The organism is Ciceribacter azotifigens, assembly GCF_048159625.1.
Taxonomy (GTDB): Bacteria; Pseudomonadota; Alphaproteobacteria; order Rhizobiales; family Rhizobiaceae; genus Allorhizobium; species Allorhizobium azotifigens.
The window spans coordinates 53,410-70,613 of sequence record NZ_JBLQTA010000021.1; the positions used below are offsets into that span (position 1 = coordinate 53,410).

General features: G+C 62.7%; 11 protein-coding genes. 7 read left to right on the top strand and 4 right to left on the bottom strand.

Annotated features, from left to right (window positions below; all coding sequences use genetic code 11):
- Nucleotides 1-3: 3 nt before the first annotated feature.
- The gene (locus tag ACM6UT_RS21240; protein ID WP_416799323.1) at nt 4-147 is read right to left on the bottom strand and encodes a hypothetical protein; all 144 of its coding nucleotides are present in this window, start codon (nt 145-147) and stop codon (nt 4-6) included.
- 129 nt (nt 148-276) lie between these two features.
- Between ACM6UT_RS21240 and ACM6UT_RS21245 the strand changes: the two genes are divergently transcribed.
- The 7 genes from ACM6UT_RS21245 to brxL all read left to right on the top strand — a co-directional run bounded on the left by ACM6UT_RS21245 (nt 277) and on the right by brxL (nt 13,800).
- Nucleotides 277-1,158: a WYL domain-containing protein gene (locus ACM6UT_RS21245; protein ID WP_107394295.1), complete on the top strand. Its 882-nt coding sequence runs from the start codon at nt 277-279 to the stop codon at nt 1,156-1,158.
- 135 nt (nt 1,159-1,293) lie between these two features.
- The gene (locus ACM6UT_RS21250) at nt 1,294-2,136 is read left to right on the top strand and encodes a hypothetical protein (RefSeq protein ID WP_129609359.1); all 843 of its coding nucleotides are present in this window, start codon (nt 1,294-1,296) and stop codon (nt 2,134-2,136) included.
- Nucleotides 2,123-2,668 carry a DUF1788 domain-containing protein gene (locus ACM6UT_RS21255; protein ID WP_107394297.1) on the top strand — a complete coding sequence of 182 codons (546 nt, stop codon included), beginning with the start codon at nt 2,123-2,125 and terminating at the stop codon, nt 2,666-2,668. The genes ACM6UT_RS21250 and ACM6UT_RS21255 overlap by 14 nt, the downstream gene beginning before the upstream one ends.
- A gap of 11 nt (nt 2,669-2,679) precedes the next feature.
- The gene (gene brxC, locus ACM6UT_RS21260; protein ID WP_416799324.1) at nt 2,680-6,102 is read left to right on the top strand and encodes a BREX system P-loop protein BrxC; all 3,423 of its coding nucleotides are present in this window, start codon (nt 2,680-2,682) and stop codon (nt 6,100-6,102) included.
- Nucleotides 6,103-6,105: 3 nt separating this feature from the next.
- A complete protein-coding gene (locus tag ACM6UT_RS21265) occupies nt 6,106-9,480 on the top strand; it encodes an Eco57I restriction-modification methylase domain-containing protein (RefSeq protein ID WP_416799325.1) in 3,375 nt (1,124 codons plus the stop codon).
- Complete coding sequence (pglZ, locus tag ACM6UT_RS21270; RefSeq protein WP_416799326.1) at nt 9,477-11,750, top strand: BREX-1 system phosphatase PglZ type B; 2,274 nt, start codon at nt 9,477-9,479, stop codon at nt 11,748-11,750. The genes ACM6UT_RS21265 and pglZ overlap by 4 nt, the downstream gene beginning before the upstream one ends.
- A 1-nt stretch (nt 11,751) precedes the next feature.
- Nucleotides 11,752-13,800, top strand: a complete 2,049-nt coding sequence (gene brxL, locus ACM6UT_RS21275) for a protease Lon-related BREX system protein BrxL (protein ID WP_416799327.1) — start codon at nt 11,752-11,754, stop codon at nt 13,798-13,800.
- A 32-nt stretch (nt 13,801-13,832) separates the two neighbouring features.
- Here brxL and ACM6UT_RS21280 read toward each other — a convergent pair whose 3' ends face one another.
- From ACM6UT_RS21280 to ACM6UT_RS21290, 3 genes are all read right to left on the bottom strand, one after another.
- Nucleotides 13,833-14,876 (bottom strand): nucleotidyl transferase AbiEii/AbiGii toxin family protein, encoded by a 1,044-nt coding sequence (locus tag ACM6UT_RS21280; protein ID WP_107394302.1) that lies wholly within the window; start codon nt 14,874-14,876, stop codon nt 13,833-13,835.
- Complete coding sequence (locus tag ACM6UT_RS21285) at nt 14,873-15,541, bottom strand: DUF6088 family protein (protein ID WP_416799328.1); 669 nt, start codon at nt 15,539-15,541, stop codon at nt 14,873-14,875. Before ACM6UT_RS21285 ends, ACM6UT_RS21280 begins: the two co-directional genes overlap by 4 nt.
- 116 nt (nt 15,542-15,657) lie before the next feature.
- Nucleotides 15,658-16,986, bottom strand: a complete 1,329-nt coding sequence (locus tag ACM6UT_RS21290; RefSeq protein WP_107396120.1) for a tyrosine-type recombinase/integrase — start codon at nt 16,984-16,986, stop codon at nt 15,658-15,660.
- Between the last annotated feature and the right edge of the window lie 218 nt (nt 16,987-17,204).

Sequence of the window (17,204 nt, forward strand, 5' to 3'; positions counted from 1 at the left end):
GGGTTACTTCTTGTTCGGACGCTGGGTGAGCGCCGATGCGGCTGCTGTCTTTGCGGCCTTACTGCTCTTGGGATTCCGCAGCACCTTGGCGGCAGCGCTCGCCGCCCGCTTGCTGGTGACTTCGCCCTTTGAACCACGTTTCGGCATCGTCTTGCCCCCGTGAAATTCGCGCCGATCACCATTGACTGGCGCGGTAGATGGGAATAATAATTACACGGATCGCGTCGGTATGTCCATATACTTTTTATCCCCATCGACGCACGGAGACGAAAAGCAATGTTGGAAGGCGCCGCGGCGTTGAAATGGGGCGTGGAGCGCCGGCTCGAGTTCATCGAGTTCCGGCTGTTCTGGGAGGGCGGCGTCAACCGCTCCGACATCATCGAGATGTTCGACGTGTCCGTGCCCCAGGCGTCGAAGGACCTGACGCTCTATCAGGAGCGCGCGCCTCAGAATGCCATTTATGATAAGAGTGCCAAGCGTTACGTCGCCAGCGATAAGTTTACGCCCTGCTTCCTGAAGCCCGACCCCCATGGCTATCTCAATCAGCTTCGCTCGATCGCTGACGGCATTCTTGATCCTTCCCATGCATGGCTCGGTCATCTTCCGTCATTCGGCGTCGCCCCAAGCCCTGCTCGGGGTATTAGGGCCGAAGTGCTGAGGTCGGTACTATCGGCGATACGCCAGCACGCGGCAGTGGAGATCCGGTATCAATCGCTGTCGAGTTCTAAACCCAGATGGCGCTGGATATCTCCGCACGCACTCGGTTTTGACGGTTTTCGATGGCATGCTCGCGCGTTTTGTGGTGCCGATCGGAGCTTCAAGGATTTCCTCCTGTCTCGCATCTTAGAGACGCGGGCCTCGAAACCCTGCGAAGCTGACGCAAGCGAAGACAAGGATTGGCAACAAGAGATCACGCTGGAGATTGGACCACACCCCGGGCTTTCTGATACGCAGAAGAAGGTTATCGCGCTCGACTACGGCATGCGTGACGGGAAAGCGCATGTAAGGGTTCGTAAGGCTCTTCTTTATTACACGCTGAAGCGCTTGGGCTTGGATGTTGATCCAAGCACACGTGCCCCACAAGACCAACAGATCGTCCTTCTGGCGTCGCCGACGTCTGCTGAAGGTCAATCGCGAAATGCTGAAGGAGCCGTCTGATGCCCGACTCGAATCTGAAACAGGAGCTTAGGCGGCGATTGTTCAAAGGGATATTTGTTAATATTGCCCATGAAGTGAATACGGGCGTGGTGTGGGTTGGATTGCATTATGCTCGCGCTTCGAACTAGGACTGATATGGCGAGCAATGGCGGATCGCTCACCCGAACTGAACAAAAGACTACACTTTGGTGCGGCGCACGTGCCGAAGACGCTAAGCTTTCCTTGTTCGGCATGAAGCTCTCAGGGGGCGGAGCGCATCAATCCAAGACGATGATGTTCCGCGAACTCGAAGCCCTGATCGGCACTGGCGCATCGACGCCGGAAGAGTTTCGATCGGCCGCTATCGATGAGAACGCAATCGGCAAGGCGACGAGCAACACAAGGCGGCTGACTTTTAGGCATTTGGCCTCGCTCTATGGGCTCGTTGATCAGCCGCCTTTGACGAAGGCGCTCATGAGGACGTGGAAAGGCGACATTCAGGGCCGCCGCTTGCGGGCATTGCTCGTTGCTTTGGCGCGTGACCCGCTGCTGCGGGAGACAGCACCTGTCGTCATGACAGGTTCCGTGGGGCAAAGCCTGCAACGGCCATTGTTTGAAGAGGCATTCGTCGCAGCCTTTCCCGAACGCTTCAGCGAAAAGATGCTGCGGTCTCTCGCTCAGAACTGTGCCTCGTCATGGACCCAGAGTGGGCATCTGAAGGGCGCTGTCAAGAAACTACGGCAGCGAGTGACGCCCACTCCAACGACAGTCGCTTTGGCCGCACTCATTGCGACTGCATCCGGCTTCGGCGGGCCGGCTATCCTGAGCTCCGGCTGGATGATGGTTCTGGACCTGTCGCCGGAACAAGCTCTTGACGCATTGCGGCGAGCCGAAGCTATCGGGCTAGCTCGCGTCCGCTCAGCCGGCGATGTGACCGAAATATCCGTCCGCCAGCCGATGGCGACCGCATTGGGGGTGCCGGAACTTGAATACGTTTGACGACATCCTCGCCGCCTACAGCAAGCAAGTCAGGCTACCTTGGGCCGAAGACGCGCCTCCCGCGGGCCGCGTCTGGATCGTCTGGTACGACAAGTCGCTCCAACGTCGTTTCACGGGTCGTCTTGCGGAGTTCGAGCATGCGACGCTCAAGGCCGGGCACGGTTGGCGACAAGTCTCCCTCTCGGGCTGGTTCGGTTCCTGGATTGGGCAGCACGAATTCTTCGATGCGCTGGTCGAGCAACCTGCTGAAATCCGAGGGCTCCTGCCTGAAATTGAGAACAGTCTCGTTAACGAACTGAAGGATGCCCTGCGCTCCTGCACCGCGAATGACATCCTGGCCGTGGACGGCTGCGGTGCGCTGTTCGGTGTCGCGCGGGTCTCGACTTTGATCAGCCGTGTCGCGGACTCCATCTCTGGGCGGCTTCTTGTCGGATTCCCCGGCAAACACTCCGCCGGCGTGTACCGTCTGCTCGATGCACGGGACGGATGGAATTATCACGCCATCCCGATCCCGGCTGACAACGCATTGTGAGGGGCGACGCCATGCTTAACCGTGAAACTTTCCATACCGATCCGGCAGAATACAGACTGGCCAATCAGGGTGTCGCCAAGATTTCGTTCCCGCCGGCTTCGGAAGCTCTGGAAACGCTGCGCGGAGAGCTCACTACCTTTGTATGCGACGGCGCTTATGCCAACGGCCTCGCTCGAATCCTGGAGGCATTCCTGGGGTCCGTTGGCCGAGGCGGCAGCGCGCCGGCGGTATGGATTTCCGGGTTCTATGGCTCCGGCAAGTCCCACCTTGCGAGCATGCTCGCCGCATTGTGGACGAACCTGGAGTTTCCCGACGGTGCCACGGCCGAAGGGCTGATCCATCATTTACCGCCAGAGGTGGCAGCACCGTTGAAAGAGTTGCGCATCGCGGCGAAGCGGGCGGGCGGTGTTGTGGCAGCGGGCGATACGCTCGGCACAGGTCCCTCGGATCCGGCCGAGGCCACGCTTGGCATCGTGCTGCGGGCAGTTGGGTTGCCAAGCGATCTTCGCGCGGCCCAGGTCGCGTTCTGGCTGGCCGATCTCGGCATACTGGACAGTGTTCGCAAGGCGCTGGGCAGCACGTTTGATACCGACATTCGCAACTTCATTCTGTCGCCCCGCTTCGGCGCCGCAGTGCTGAAAGAGAAACCGGATCTCGCGGGCTCGCCAAAGGACCTAAGCGGACTGCTCCGTTCGCAGTTCCCCGAGCCGCCAGCGGTCACCGTCGATCTCCTCGAAACGATGGTTCGGCAAGCCCTCATGCTGGGTCGAACCGAGTTGCCATTGACCTTGATCGTGCTCGACGAAGTGCAGCAATTCATCCGGCAAGACCCTGGTCTGACGCTGAAGATTCAGACGATAGCTGAACGGCTGGCCGGTCGGTTCGACGGCCGCGTGCTTCTCGTCGCGACCGGTCAACAGGCTCTGAGCGACGTTCAGGATTTGCAAAAGCTTCTCGACCGGTTCCCGGTGCAGATCGCGCTCGGCGAAGCGGATGTCGATGCGGTCATCCGAAAAACCGTCCTGCGAAAGAAAACGGGCGCCGAAAAGCCCATTCGCGGCATGCTGAACGCTAATGCGGGCGAGATCAGCCGGCACCTGCGCGGCAGCCGTCTGGCGCACACGGTGCAGGACGACGACGACGCAGTGCTCGACTGGCCGCTGCTTCCTTCTCGTCGTCGGGTCTGGGAGCGCATCCTGCGCGAACTCGACCGCACCGGTCTTGGCGGAACGCTGCGGGGGCAACTGCGGACCACGCTCGACGCGGCGCGCACCTATGGCGATAAGCCGCTCGGTCACGCGGTGCCGGTCGACTTCCTCTACGGACGGTTCTCGACCGAGGCGTACAACGCCGGGCTTTTGCCGGGCGAGACGCGGAATCGCATTGAATCCCTGCGCAGTGGACCGGACAAGGATCAGCTAAAGGCGCGCATCCTCATGCTGGTCTACATGCTCGGCCGCATCGCGCCGGAGGCGGACCACCATGGCGTCCGTGCGAAAGCGGAGACCATCGCCGACCTTCTGATCGTCGACCTCGCCGGAGAAGACGAACTGCGCCGCAAAGTGCCCGACTTGTTGCATGAACTTCAAGCCGACGGGGCGGTGATCGAGGTCGGCGGTGAATGGCGCTTGCAGACGAAAGAGAGCGCGGAATGGGAATCCGCGTATCGCAGCGAAGAGAAGGCCATTCTGGCCGATCAGTCGGGACTCACCCGGTCACGACGCGAGCTGCTCGAGGAGGCGATCGAGACCGCCTTGGCAGGCGCCGCTGGCGTGACGCACGGCTCCAGCCGTCAGCAACGGCGCATCCACCGACTGCGTCCCGACGACAAGGCTCCGGCAGATGGCATCCCATTGCGGCTGAGGAGCGGGTGGAACGAAGACCTGACGACGGTGGAGAAAGACATCGCGGCGGCATCGACATCGGATCCTTCCGTTCATCTGCTTATCCCGCGTCATCCGACACGCGACAACGAACTAACGACGGCGCTCACGACTTGGCGCGCCGCTGAGCACGTCCTGCAAGTGCGCGGGGTGCCGCAGACCGACGCTGGGCGCGAGGCCCAATCCGCCATGCAATCCCGTGCGAACAAGGCGCAGGCCGTCGCCAAGGAAATTGTCCGCGAAGCGGTGGCGCAGGCCCGTGTCTATCAGGCGGGCGGCAAGCTGATTGCCGGCGCGCCGGGCGAGGCGGTGAAGGAAGGGGCGACCAACGCGCTTGCCCGCCTTTACCCGCAGTTTGCCGACGGCGATCACCCCGGCTGGGACAAGGTGCGCGACCGGGCGATGCGCAAGGACCCGGACGCCATGAAGGCGGTGGATCACGCCGGCGCGCCGGAAAACCACCCCGTGTGCAAGGCGCTGCTGGCCGAGCTCGGCCCCGGCCGGAAAGGCTCGGACCTGCGCTCGAAGTTCACCAGCCCGCCCTATGGCTGGTCGCAGGACACCGTCGACGGTGCGCTCATCGTCCTGGCCAACGCGGGGCTGGTCCGCGTCACCGGTGACGATGGGAAGCCCGCTTCGCTTCCCGATCTGCCGCGCCAGAAGCTCGGCACCTGCACTTTCCGCGGCGAGACGACGATCATCACCATCGCGCAACGTATGCCGGTACGTGGCCTGCTGACCGACGCGGGCATCGCGTTCGAGAACAACCAGGAACACTTGGTGCTGACGGCGCTTCTCGAACGCCTCGAAACGGCCGCCCGACAGTCCGGTGGCGAGCCGCCCGCGCCGGAGCCGGAGACGGTGCCGAACATTGCCTCCTACAAGGGGCTCTCCGGCAATGACCTCCTTGCCGCCCTCGCGGCGGACGCGGCAACGTTGCGCGACAAGCTGAAGGCATGGAAGGCGGCCGCCCAGAAGATCGGCGACCGGTTGCCCAACTGGCGCCTGGCGGAACGTCTGGTCGCCCTGGGCGCCACGGAACAACAGGGTGATCTCGACGACCTGCGGGACGGACGGCGGTTGCTCGCCGACCCCGATCCGGTGCCGCCCTTGATCTCTGCGGCGGCGGACACGTTGCGGGCGAAGCTGAACGCCGCTCATGCGGCCTGGGAGGCGGCGTGGCAGAAGGGCGAGCAGCGGCTCGCCGACGATCCGACCTGGGCGAAGCTATCCCCGGAACAGAAGCACAGCATCCGTCAGGAATGCGGGCTGCTGATAGTGGACAAGCCCGCGGTTGACACGCCGCAGGCAATCGCCGAGGCGCTGTCGCGACGTGGCCTCTCGGAGTGGGAGAACATGGTGAAGGCGCTGCCGGCGCGTATCGAGGATGCGCTGGCCGCCGCCGCCGCGTTGCTGGAGCCCAAGGCGCGCGCCGTGAACCTGCCGGGCGCACTGCTGAAGAGCGAGGCGGAGCTGGACGACTGGCTCGCCAAGGTCCGCGAGCGGATCGCCAAGTCGCTGGGCGACGGTCCCGTGATCCCGAAGGTGTGACGCATGACGAACCGCTACCTCCCCACCGCTCTGCGCCGGACACTCGAAAAGACGGTCAAGGACGCACGCATCATCGCCGAGGAAGGCGCGGGCGATGCAATCCAGCGCCTCGGCGTGGCGGCCGGCAAGGCGCCCGCCTACCTGAACGATGCCGAGAAGGAACTGCGCCGCCGCCTGCGCGCCCATGCCCGTGCGCTGGGCGACGCATTCAATAAGTCGGACGAGACGCAGGAAACGAAGCGGCTGGTCGAAGCGGCCGCCTACGCGCACTGGCACCGTATGCTCTTCGCCCGGTTTCTGGCCGAGCGCGGGCTGCTACGGAATCCGGAGTATGACGTGCCGGTTTCGCTGGAGGACTGCCGGGAGCTCGCCGAGGCCGAGGGCCTCACGGACCCTTGGGTGATCGCCGAGCGCTATGCGGCCGCGATGCTGCCGGCGGTCTTCCGCATCGACGATCCGGTCCTCGCGATAGAGCTCGACCCGGTCCACCCGCAGAAATTGCACCGCCTCGTCACGGGGCTCGATGCCGAAGTCTTTCAAGCCGAGGACAGTCTTGGCTGGACCTATCAGTTTTGGCGCGCGGCCGAGAAGGATGCTGTCAACAAATCGGGCGTGAAGATCGGGGCCGACGAGCTGCCTGCGGTCACGCAGCTGTTCACCGAGCCCTACATGGTGCGTTTCCTGCTGCACAACACGCTGGGGGCGTGGTGGGCGGCCAAGGTACTCGCCGCCGATACGGCTCTTGCGCAAACCGCCGCAGACGAGGACACCTTGCGCGCGGCGTGTTCCCTGCCCGACTACAGCTTCGACATGCTGCGCTTTGTGCGTGAGGACAAGGACAGCCCTTGGCGACCCGCAGCGGGCACCTTCCCCGGCTGGCCCAAGGAAGCCAAGGCGATCACAATGCTCGACCCGTGCTGTGGGTCCGGGCACTTCCTTACCGAGGCACTGGCGATCCTAGCGGCGCTACGGCAGGCCGAAGAACATCTGTCGCCGCACGATGCGGTCGCGGCGGTGCTGCGCGACAACCTTCATGGGCTGGAGATCGACGGACGATGCGTGCAGATCGCGGCGTTTGCAGTGGCATTAACAGCTTGGCGAATTGGAGGATGGCAAACTTTGCCGCTCCCACACATTGCTTGGGTCGGCGCACCGCCGCCGTTGCCAAAGCGAGAATTCGTTGCGCTTGCGGATGGCAACGAAGAACTCGGGTACGCGTTGGCTGCACTGCATCATCTCTTCGCCAAGGCGCCAATACTGGGAAGTTTAATCGAGCCTTCCGGCGGAGATTTGTTCGAAGCAGAGAGAATGCGGGAAATCGAGCGTTTGCTGTCGCCACTGCTTGAAAAAACAAGAAGTGCGGAACCTGACCAACGAGAAGGCGTCATTGCGGCGAGAGGCATGTCGGATGCCGCGGCCATGCTGTACAAACGGTTTTGGCTTCAGGTGACAAATGTCCCCTATCTTTCCAGGGTTAAGCAATCATCCGATCTGGCGACTTATCTAGAAGCTCGCTTCAAGAATGCGAAACCGGATCTCGCCACTGCAATGCTTGAGCGCATGCGGCGGCTTGCAATGCCAGATGGATCAATTTGCGGCGTGACGCCTCAGAATTGGCTATACCAAGCATATTATAAAAAATTTCGCGGAGACATCCTGTCGAAGAGTCAAATTAACATGGTCTCGGCGCTCGGCTCTCGGGCATTTGAAACAATCAGTGGGGAAGTCGTTAATACTACGCTGATTTCATTCTCAAATTCAAAGCCGGCTCAATCTTCACATTACGCAGCTGTTGATGCAAACCCCGGCGGCGACTCCAAAGAAAAGGAAGAAATACTCAAGAGAGGTTCGTTCTCTGCCGTTAGTCAGGCTTTGCAGCTTGGGGACAGCGAGAAGAAGATTGGAGTTGAGGCGCGCTCAAGTAAACCAAAGCTCTCGAAGATCGCTTTCTTTAAACTTGGGATATGCACAGGTGACTATGAAAGGTTCGGTAGAGATTTCTGGGAGCTAGATCAGCCATCGGGAAGATGGTCGCTGCAACAAACGACGATTAAGTCTACAGATGAATTCAGGGGCTATCAAAAGGCATTGCTCTGGGATTCTGGAAATGGGGAGCTTCTCGCATTTGTAGACGAGCGCCTTGATGGGAATGTTTCATCGTGGATTCGGGGTGAAGACGCCTGGGGAAGGCGTGGAGTTCTTGTAAGTGCTATGGGTGATTTGCCCGTCAGTCTGTATGATGGGAACCTTTACGACAGCAACTCTGTTGCAGTCATCCCTATCGATGAAAACGATCTACCAGCACTTTGGACTTTTTTGAGTGACGAGGCGTATCGCAAAGAGGTACGCAAGATATCTAAGGCACTGAAGGTCCAGGGAGATCTAATTCAGGTACCATTCGACCCTGAATATTGGAAGTCTGAGGCGTTAATTCGGTATCCGTCCGGGGTGCCTTTACCTTCTTCCATAGAGCCCACGGAATGGCTCTTCCATGGACATCCTGCGAATACAAAATCGTCGACTGCCGTCCACGTCGCACTTGCTCGGCTCGTCGGATATCGGTGGCCAGCGGAGGATGATAGAAAAATACGACTGTCCAATGAGGCGCGGGATTGGATCGCGAGAACAGCAGTTTTACCTTCCGGCGATAATGACGGCCTGCTTGGTGTTCCGCCAGTCGCCGGTGAAAAGCCGATTGCCGACCGCCTACGGGCCTATCTTGCAGCCGCATTCGGCGCTCAATGGTCCGATGCCCTGGAGCGCCGCCTTGTCGCCGAGGCTGACGAGGCGCTGGACAAGAAAGTTGCGCGTGATGGCTCGCTCGAAGCCTGGGTCCGCGACCGCGCCTTCCGCCAGCATTGTGCCCTCTTCGGCCAGCGACCCTTCCTCTGGCACATCTCGGACGGGCTGAAGGACGGCTTCTCGGTCTTCGTTCACTACCACCGCTTCGACCAGGCCAATCTGCGCAAGCTGACCTACACTCTGCTCGGCGACTGGCTTGCCCGCGCCAAGGCCGAGAACAACACGCTGCGCTACGAGAAAGGACGCGAGCTTCAGCAGAAGCTGGAGAAGATCCTGGAGGGCGAAAAGCCCTTCGACATCTTCGTCCGCTGGAAGTCGCTCGCCCAGCTGCCGCTGGGCTGGGACCCGGACCTCGACGACGGCGTCCGCCAGAACATCCGCCCCTTCATCAAGGCGGGCGTGCTCACGCACGACCTGTCGAAGATCTTGAAGGACAAGGATCGCGGCAACGACGTGCCATCAGCGCCCTGGTACGACGTGTTCAAGGGTGAGCGCCGCAACGACCATCATACCACCTTGGCCGAGAAGCGCGCCGCGCGTGAGGCCGCTGCGAAACGGATGGAGGCGGTGAAGTGACGACGCCTCTCGATGCCCTCGTCAGCGCCCTGCACGACGCCGCAAGCTACAACGCCGCGGCCGAGGCGCCGCCGGAAGCGGTAGTGTGGTGCGACGCCAATCGGGAGTTCGAGCCCCTTCTGCCGGCGCTGCGCGAGCGGCTTCCGGAGCTGCTGACTTACGGCGAGTTCGATGCGGCGACACGAACGGGGCCGGCCGTTTGGCTGCGCGCTGCAGTTGCCGGAGCCGTTCCCGCCGTTCTCATCCAGGAGGAGAGCACGCCCATCCTCTATCTGCCCGGCGTCGCTCGCGAGACGCTGAAGGGCGCTGACGATTGCCCGGCTCTCCTACAGCCGCTGGTCTGGTTCACGGTGGCAGGCACCGTGTTCGGGCACGTCAACGGTAAAGACTGGACGCTGCGCGGCTTCCTCACCTCCGAACGCGGACCGCTCAAGCTCAGCATCGCCGACGACAATGCGACCCGCACAGCGCTTTCCCACGCGGCGCTGCGCATCTGCACGCGCCCCGTCGAGGAGTTGCGCGGCCAACGCTGGAACGCGGACCAGTTCAACGCGCTGCTCGCGCCCGACCTAGCCGCCGACATGCTCGAGTGGATCGACGGAGCCTTCACCGAGTTGGGCGATCCCGCGCGGTTCGCGGCCTTCGCCAACATTGCCGAAAAGCAGCTGAAGTTCGATCCGCGCAAGCTGTCCCCGCAGGACGCTACGCGGCGCTTGGCCAAGCGCGAAGGGCGCTGGGCGGAGGTATGGGCGCGTTTCGCCGCCTCTACCGGTTTTGAGAAGGTCGTGACCTATCTCAGCCTCGAAGAGCCGGGAACGCTATTCGAGCACCAGGATTCGTACCCCCGCTTGAATGCTCGGGACGAAAAGGACCTGCGCCAACAACTCCGCGAACTGGCAGAGCTTTCGCCAGAGACCGCCAAGGCCAGAATTGGTGAGTTGGAAGCGAAGCACGCTTGGCGGCGAGAGACAGTCTGGGCGCGGCGCGGCGAAGCACCCTTGGCGCAGGCTCTCGCCTTCATCGCGAACATCGCCGCCGCCGAGCCGCTGCCGAGTCATGACGGCAACGCGCTGGCCGAAGCCTATGTTGCGGCAGGCGCCGATGTGGACTGGGCCGCGATGCGCGCGCTGGCGGTCGCGCCGCGCGAGCTCGACCGCGAGGCCGTCGCCGCAGCGCTACGTGCGGTCTATCTGCCCTGGATGGATCAGGGCGCCCTCGCGCTCCAGGAGCTGATCCGGGTCGGCAAAGTGAAGCTCGCTGCTCCGCCCGAGACTGGTCACGACGCCACCACGATTCTGTTCGTAGACGGCTTGCGCATGGACCTTGCCCGTGAGCTGGTCCGCCGCCTGGAGGATGAGGGTGTAAAGGTCTCGCTGGGCTGGATGTGGTCCGGGTTCCCCACCGTCACGGCGACATGCAAGCCGATGGTCTCACCAGTGGCGTCCCTGCTCAACGGTCCGCCTACCACATCCGACGTTCTGCCGCTCTCCCCGGAGGGCAAGCCGGCAACGAAACCCGTGCTCTTCAAGCTGATGGAAGCGGATGGCTGGGAGACAGGTAACGCCCTCCTTCCCGACGTGAAGCTCTGGGCGGAGACAGGGCGCTTCGACGAAGAAGGGCACGCGCTGGGTGCGCGCCTTGCCGAGCGGCTCTCGGCCGGCATCCGCGATGCGGCCGACCGCATCCTTCAGTTGGTGCGGTCCGGGCGGAGCCTTCGCATCGTCACCGACCATGGCTGGCTGCTGATGCCGGACGGATTACCCCACGCGGCACTTGATGTCGGTCTGGTGGAGCCCAACGGCAAGCGAACACGCTGCGCCTTGGTTAAAGCGAAGGCGCAAACGTCCTATCTCCAGGTTCCGTGGACCTGGAACCCCGAGGTCTCGGTAGCGACGGCGACAGGGGCGCGGTCCTTTTATGCGGGCTATGAGTACGCGCATGGCGGCGTCAGCCCGCAGGAATGCATCCTGCCCGTCCTGGAGGTGGCGAGCGATGGCGCAAAGCGGGCAGTCAATGTTGGGCAAACCAGATGGGAGGGACTGCGCCTGCGCGTCGAAGTCACCGGCGGTGCCGACCTCCGCATCGATCTGCGCCTCGGTTCGGAGACCAGCGGACCGAGCCTGATCAAGGGCGGCCGGGTCTTGGACGAGCGCGGCCGCACGTCCTTCCTGGTCAGCGACGAACACGAGCGTGAAGCCGCATGCCTTGTCGTGCTGGATGATGACGGTCGGGTATTGGCCCACCGTACACTGACGGTCGGGGAGGATTGACGTGATCGAACTCGACGACCTTGATCGCAAGGCGGCGGAAGCCTTCCCGGGCCACATCGTACGCAAGGATCTGGTGCGCCGTTTTCGCGGCCAGTTCCCCGTGCCGACCTATGTTGTCGAGTTTATGCTCGGCCGCTACTGCGCCAGCACCGTGCCCGAGGAGATCGAGGAAGGTCTCCAGATGGTGCAGTCGCAACTCTCCGACCGGACGGTGCGCGCGGGCGAAGAGGAGCTATTCAAGTCTAAGGCGCGCGACCGCGGCTCCGTCCGCATCATCGACATCATCACTGCCCGGCTCGACGCCAAGACCGACAGCTATCTGGCAACGCTGCCTAGCCTCCGCCTGAACGACGTGCGCATCTCGGACAAGATCGTCCTGGATCATGAGCGGATGCTGACGGGCGGCTTCTATGCCGAGATCGAACTCGGCTACGACGCGAGTATCGCGCAAGAGAAGGGCGGCAGGCCGTTTGAAGTCCTCAGCCTCCGTGAAATTCAGCTATCGACACGCGACATTCTGGAGAAGATCGCCGCTGGCCGCGGCCAACTGACCACACGCGAGTGGAAGGACTTCCTCCTGCGTAGCATCGGCCTAGAGCCCGCTGCTCTGAGCACCCGCGCCCAAGACGCGACGCTGCTCCGCATGATCCCGTTCGTGGAGCGGAACTACAATCTCATCGAACTCGGCCCGCGCGGCACAGGCAAGAGCCATCTCTTCCAACAGGTCTCTCCTTATGCGCACCTCGTTTCCGGCGGAAAGGCCACGGTCGCGCGCATGTTCGTTAACATGGCGAATGGGCAGCGCGGCCTTGTCTGCCAGTACGACGTCGTCTGCTTCGATGAGGTGTCGGGCATTTCCTTCGATCAGAAGGACGGCGTCAACATCATGAAGGGCTACATGGAGTCGGGCGAGTTTTCACGCGGCCGGGAGAGCATCCGCGCCGAAGGCAGTATCGTCATGGTCGGCAATTTCGATGTGGACGTGCAGCACCAGCAGCGGGTGGGGCACCTGTTCGGACCTATGCCGCCGGAGATGCGGAACGACACGGCCTTCATGGACCGCATCCACTGCTACCTGCCGGGATGGGACGTGCCCAAGATAAGCAAGGAGCTGTTCACCGACCGCTTCGGCCTCGTCAGCGATGTTCTCGCGGAGTGCTTCTCGGGCCTTCGCTCGCGAAGCCGCGTCAACGTGCTCCAGGGGCGCGTGCATTTCGGCGGCGCCCTTTCCGGCCGCGATCAGAATGCGGTCAATAAGACCGTCTCCGGCCTGTTGAAGCTTCTCTATCCCGATCCGACCGTCGCCGTGCCGGACGACGATTTGGAATGGGCAGTACGTCTCGCCCTGGAAGTTCGCCGTCGCGTGAAGGAGCAGCAGAAGCGCATCGGCTCGGCCGAGTTTCGCAACACGCAATTCAGCTACGTGATCGGCTTGGACGGGGTGGAGAAGTTCGTCTCGACTCCGGAGTTGCAGAGTGAGGACAGCATCGGCTCCGACCCTCTACCTGCCGGCCAGGTCTGGGCGATCAGCCCGGGCGGCCAGGATGAAAGTACGGGATTGTTCCGTATCGAAGTGACCGAAAGCCCCGGCGGTGGCGTTCGCATCCTGAACCAGTCTCCCCCCGGCCCGTTCCGGGAAAGCGCGCGCATCGCGGAGCAGAACCTCTATGCAAGGTCACGGGAACTCGTCGGCGAGCGCAATCCACGCGAGCACGAATTTGCTCTCCAGCTTCGATCCTTCGACGCCGCGAAGAGCGGCGAGCAACTTGGCGTCGGCGTCCTCGTCGGGCTTTGCTCCGCCTTGCTCGGCAAGCCCTTGAAGGGTGGCTTGGTCATCGCCGGCGGAATTACCCTGGGCGGCTCTATCGAACCGATCCACAACCCGATCGACGTAATCGAGCTCGCAATGGAGAAAGGCGCCAACGCCGTCCTCGTGCCCGTATCCAGTCGCAGGGCCTTGATCGACTTGTCGGACGATGTAGCCACCAAGGTTCAAGTTCTCTTCTACGCCGACGCGCCGGATGCCCTGCGCAAAGCACTGCATGACTGATATCTTCGCAGGTTGTAGTGCAATCGGTTTGACTAAACGCGGCTGTTTATGACCCGCTCAATTTGGAAGGCGGAAGCCGATATCTGCGCGAATCCAGGAGCGACCCCAAAGATCATGGCCGTGGTGTTTGCATAGTCGCGACTGAGCGCCTCGACCATTCCGTTGATAGGTGCGATAGCGAATGAGCCCGGGGTGGCGGAGGCCAGATCATAGTCGGGGCGGTCGAAGAACATGCGCGCGTGGCGCACGCAGTCTGCGCCAAGATCGCGATCTGCAAGCGCCGCTTTTCCGACCTCCGAGCCAAGCAGGCAGTGGAGGTCGTAATAGTGTCGCGACACGCGCTGGCCTTCCTGCCGGAGAACACCGCGCCGTTCGTACCAGCGGCGCAAGCCATGGGCAATCACCACCTTGTCCCAGAAGGTGCGGGTGGCTTCGATCGTGGTGACGCCGGCGACGGTTAGGTCGAGTCCATCAGCCTCCTCGCTGACATAGGGTCGAATCGTAGTGGGACGGTTGGGATCGAGCGCTGACTTTGCGCCGGATTCGATGCGCACGGCCGGTCGCACATAGGTGCCGTCGCGCGGCTCGACTTCGGGATACCAGACGAGCAATGTCTGTCCGTCTGGATCGGCTTCGTCGATCTCGACGCGCCCGGCGCCATTGGTTGCCTCGGCGAGCCGCGCGCTAAGAAGTTCGTGGAGCGGGCCTGTGATATAGGCACGGCACGCGTCCCGGATAGCATCGAGCCTGGCGCGACGTTTCTTGTTCGACAGAGCCTCCAGTTCCTCGACCGAAGCGGCCTCATTGAGGTCGTCGCGGAAGACGGTGACGTCGATGTCCTCGGAAAAGCGCTCGATCAGGCCATAGGCTTTCGACAGCGATGTGCCGCCCTTGAATAGGAGGCGAGGTCCCCCAGCAGGTCGCTCGTGATAGAGCGCATTCAGCGTCCAGCAGACCCAGAAATCCTTCTCCACATTGCCGACCGGCGTGCCGAGCCGATTGGCGGTGGTGAGAAACAGATCGAGCCGGTCACCCGGCGACGCGGCGATGACCTGCCTGTACGCGGCGTCGGTCATGGCTGGCCCTCGTCCGCATCGGTTGCGCTGAGCAGGCCTCGCAGGAACTCCTGCATCCAGATCGGCAGCGCCGATAGTCCGGCGCGCAGATCGTCGCGGATAGGCTGCCCGTGCTTCGGGTCGGCAAGAAGGCGGCGCAGCGCGGTCCGGACGCGGGCGCGCTCGTCGTCCTGCGCAAGCATGTCCTGCATCCAGTGCAGTGCCTGGACAACGCGCATGGCCGGCCGGCCTGCCCAATAGAGGCGGCTGGGTGCGGCGAACTTGAAATGAATTTCCTGCTTGCCGAGCTTGATCGGCTTCAGGCGTGCATCAACCAACACCTCGATGCGCGCGGGCACGGCGGTGGTGAGGCCGAGATCGTTGGCGGCGGTCATGCCGTCCACCACGGCGCGCGCCTGGTCGCGGCGGGTGACGGCGCGGATGACGGCGCGATAATCGGGCACGGCGGGGCGGCCAGTCAGCTCATTCTTGCGGGGCTGATCGTAGAGACCGCGGTCGATCCGACGCAGATCGCCTGCGGCGGCGAGGCGTTGCAGGGTCTTGTCGACTGCGGCGCGGCTGCCAAGGTCGGCAAAATCGCCGGGCGTCCAGACCTCGTTCGGGCTGGAGGCGATCCGGGCGAGCAGCCGGGAGCGAAGGTCGGTATCATGCGCTAAGGTCGTCATGTCCGAAATATGATACATTTTTCGGACAAAGGCAAGATCGTGTCCGAAAAGTGCTACATTCTTCGGACAAACAGGGCTTGCTTTGGTGTCCGAAGTTTGCCGCAAACTTCGGACACTCATGCCCCGGTCGCCTCCAGCGTCTGCTTCTGCTGGGACCGATCACGCCGTCCGGAGCGAGAACGCGATGGCGTCGCCCGCCCATCGAGCAGGTCGGCCATTTCGTCGGCCACCCGGTCAGCCGTCATCCTGAGCGCTTCGTCGATGTGGACATAGCGCTGTGTGACGCCCCTGGCGGAATGGCCGAGCAGCGCCGCGATCGTCAGCTCGGAGAAGCCGAGATCGCCCGCGAGGCTCGCAAAGGTGTGGCGCAACGTGTGCGGGGTGATGTCCGCCAGCCCGGCCTTCTGACAGACGCGATCGAGAACACGCACCACGCCGATGAAATGCCCTTCGCCCCAATCGGCCGGAAAGAAGAAGGGGGACTTGGTTTTGGGCTGATCGAGAAGCAGATCGATGGCGGCCTGGCCGATCACACGAATCTGCGCGCCGCTTTTGGTATCCGGAAAGCGGATGGCGCATTCCTCTTCGTCCAGCCAGGTGCGCTGCAGCCCGAGCGCTTCCATGCGCCGAAAGCCGGCCAGGAGGAGGAAGCGAATGGCGGCGAGCCCCGTCGGATGCTCGCCCTCCTCCGCGGCCGCCCGCAGCGTCTTGCCCAGCCGTTCGATCTCGCTCCGGCTGAGCCGGCGCTCGCGCGGTGCGCTGGCGAGCCTGCGCACACCCTTCGCGGGATTGGCTTCGATCTTCCCGAGGCGAACCGCATGCTCAAAAATGGAATGCAGCGTCGACATGGTCCTCGCGGCCACGCCTTCGCCGCCGGTGGTGGCGCCGCCGCGGCTGCCCGCGCGAGGCTTCGAGGTCTTGCCGGCCGCAATGTCCGCCTGCGCACCTTCGACATCGCCAAGCTTGAGGGATGCGACCTGGCGGCGACCGAGGAGCGGCTTGATGTGCGCCTCGATGCGGCTGCGGTCCATCGCCAGCGTGGACGGCTTGATCGGCCGCCGACGGCGGCCGAGGATCCGCCCGGCTTCCGCCTCGGCCAGATACCAGTCGCAGACTTCGGCGACGGTGAGCAGGCCCGCTGCCTTGGCTTCCTCGGCGACCGGATCGACACCCTTGGAAACCGCCACCAGCTTCTCATGGGCGAGCTTGCGAGCTTCTTCGACCGTCATCAGCCCATAGCGCCCGATGACGGCTCTCCGGTTCCTCCCTTCCGGGGTGCGATACTGGATGACGAAGCTCTTGAGACCCGACGGCATGACCTGCACGCCGAACCCGCGCAGCTCGCGATCCCACACGAAATGCTCCCGAACCTTGACCCCATCTCTGGAAGGTTTCGGAGCCTTGAGCGCGTCCACGATCCGCTTTGTGATCTTTTCCGTCGCCATATCAACACCTTGTCGAATTTTTGCTTAGAATCGCCCTACCATACCCTCTATCGAAGCCAATTCCAAGCATTTCGAAGCAAGTCGGCGGCTACCTCCCGGATAGGTTCGGCGGGACTGATGTCGATTAACATATTGATCTATAGCGTTAAATCGTGCCGCAGCGTGGAGCTGGATAGGGTGGCGTAAGCGCGTCGGGCACCTTGCCAAGGTTGGGGTCG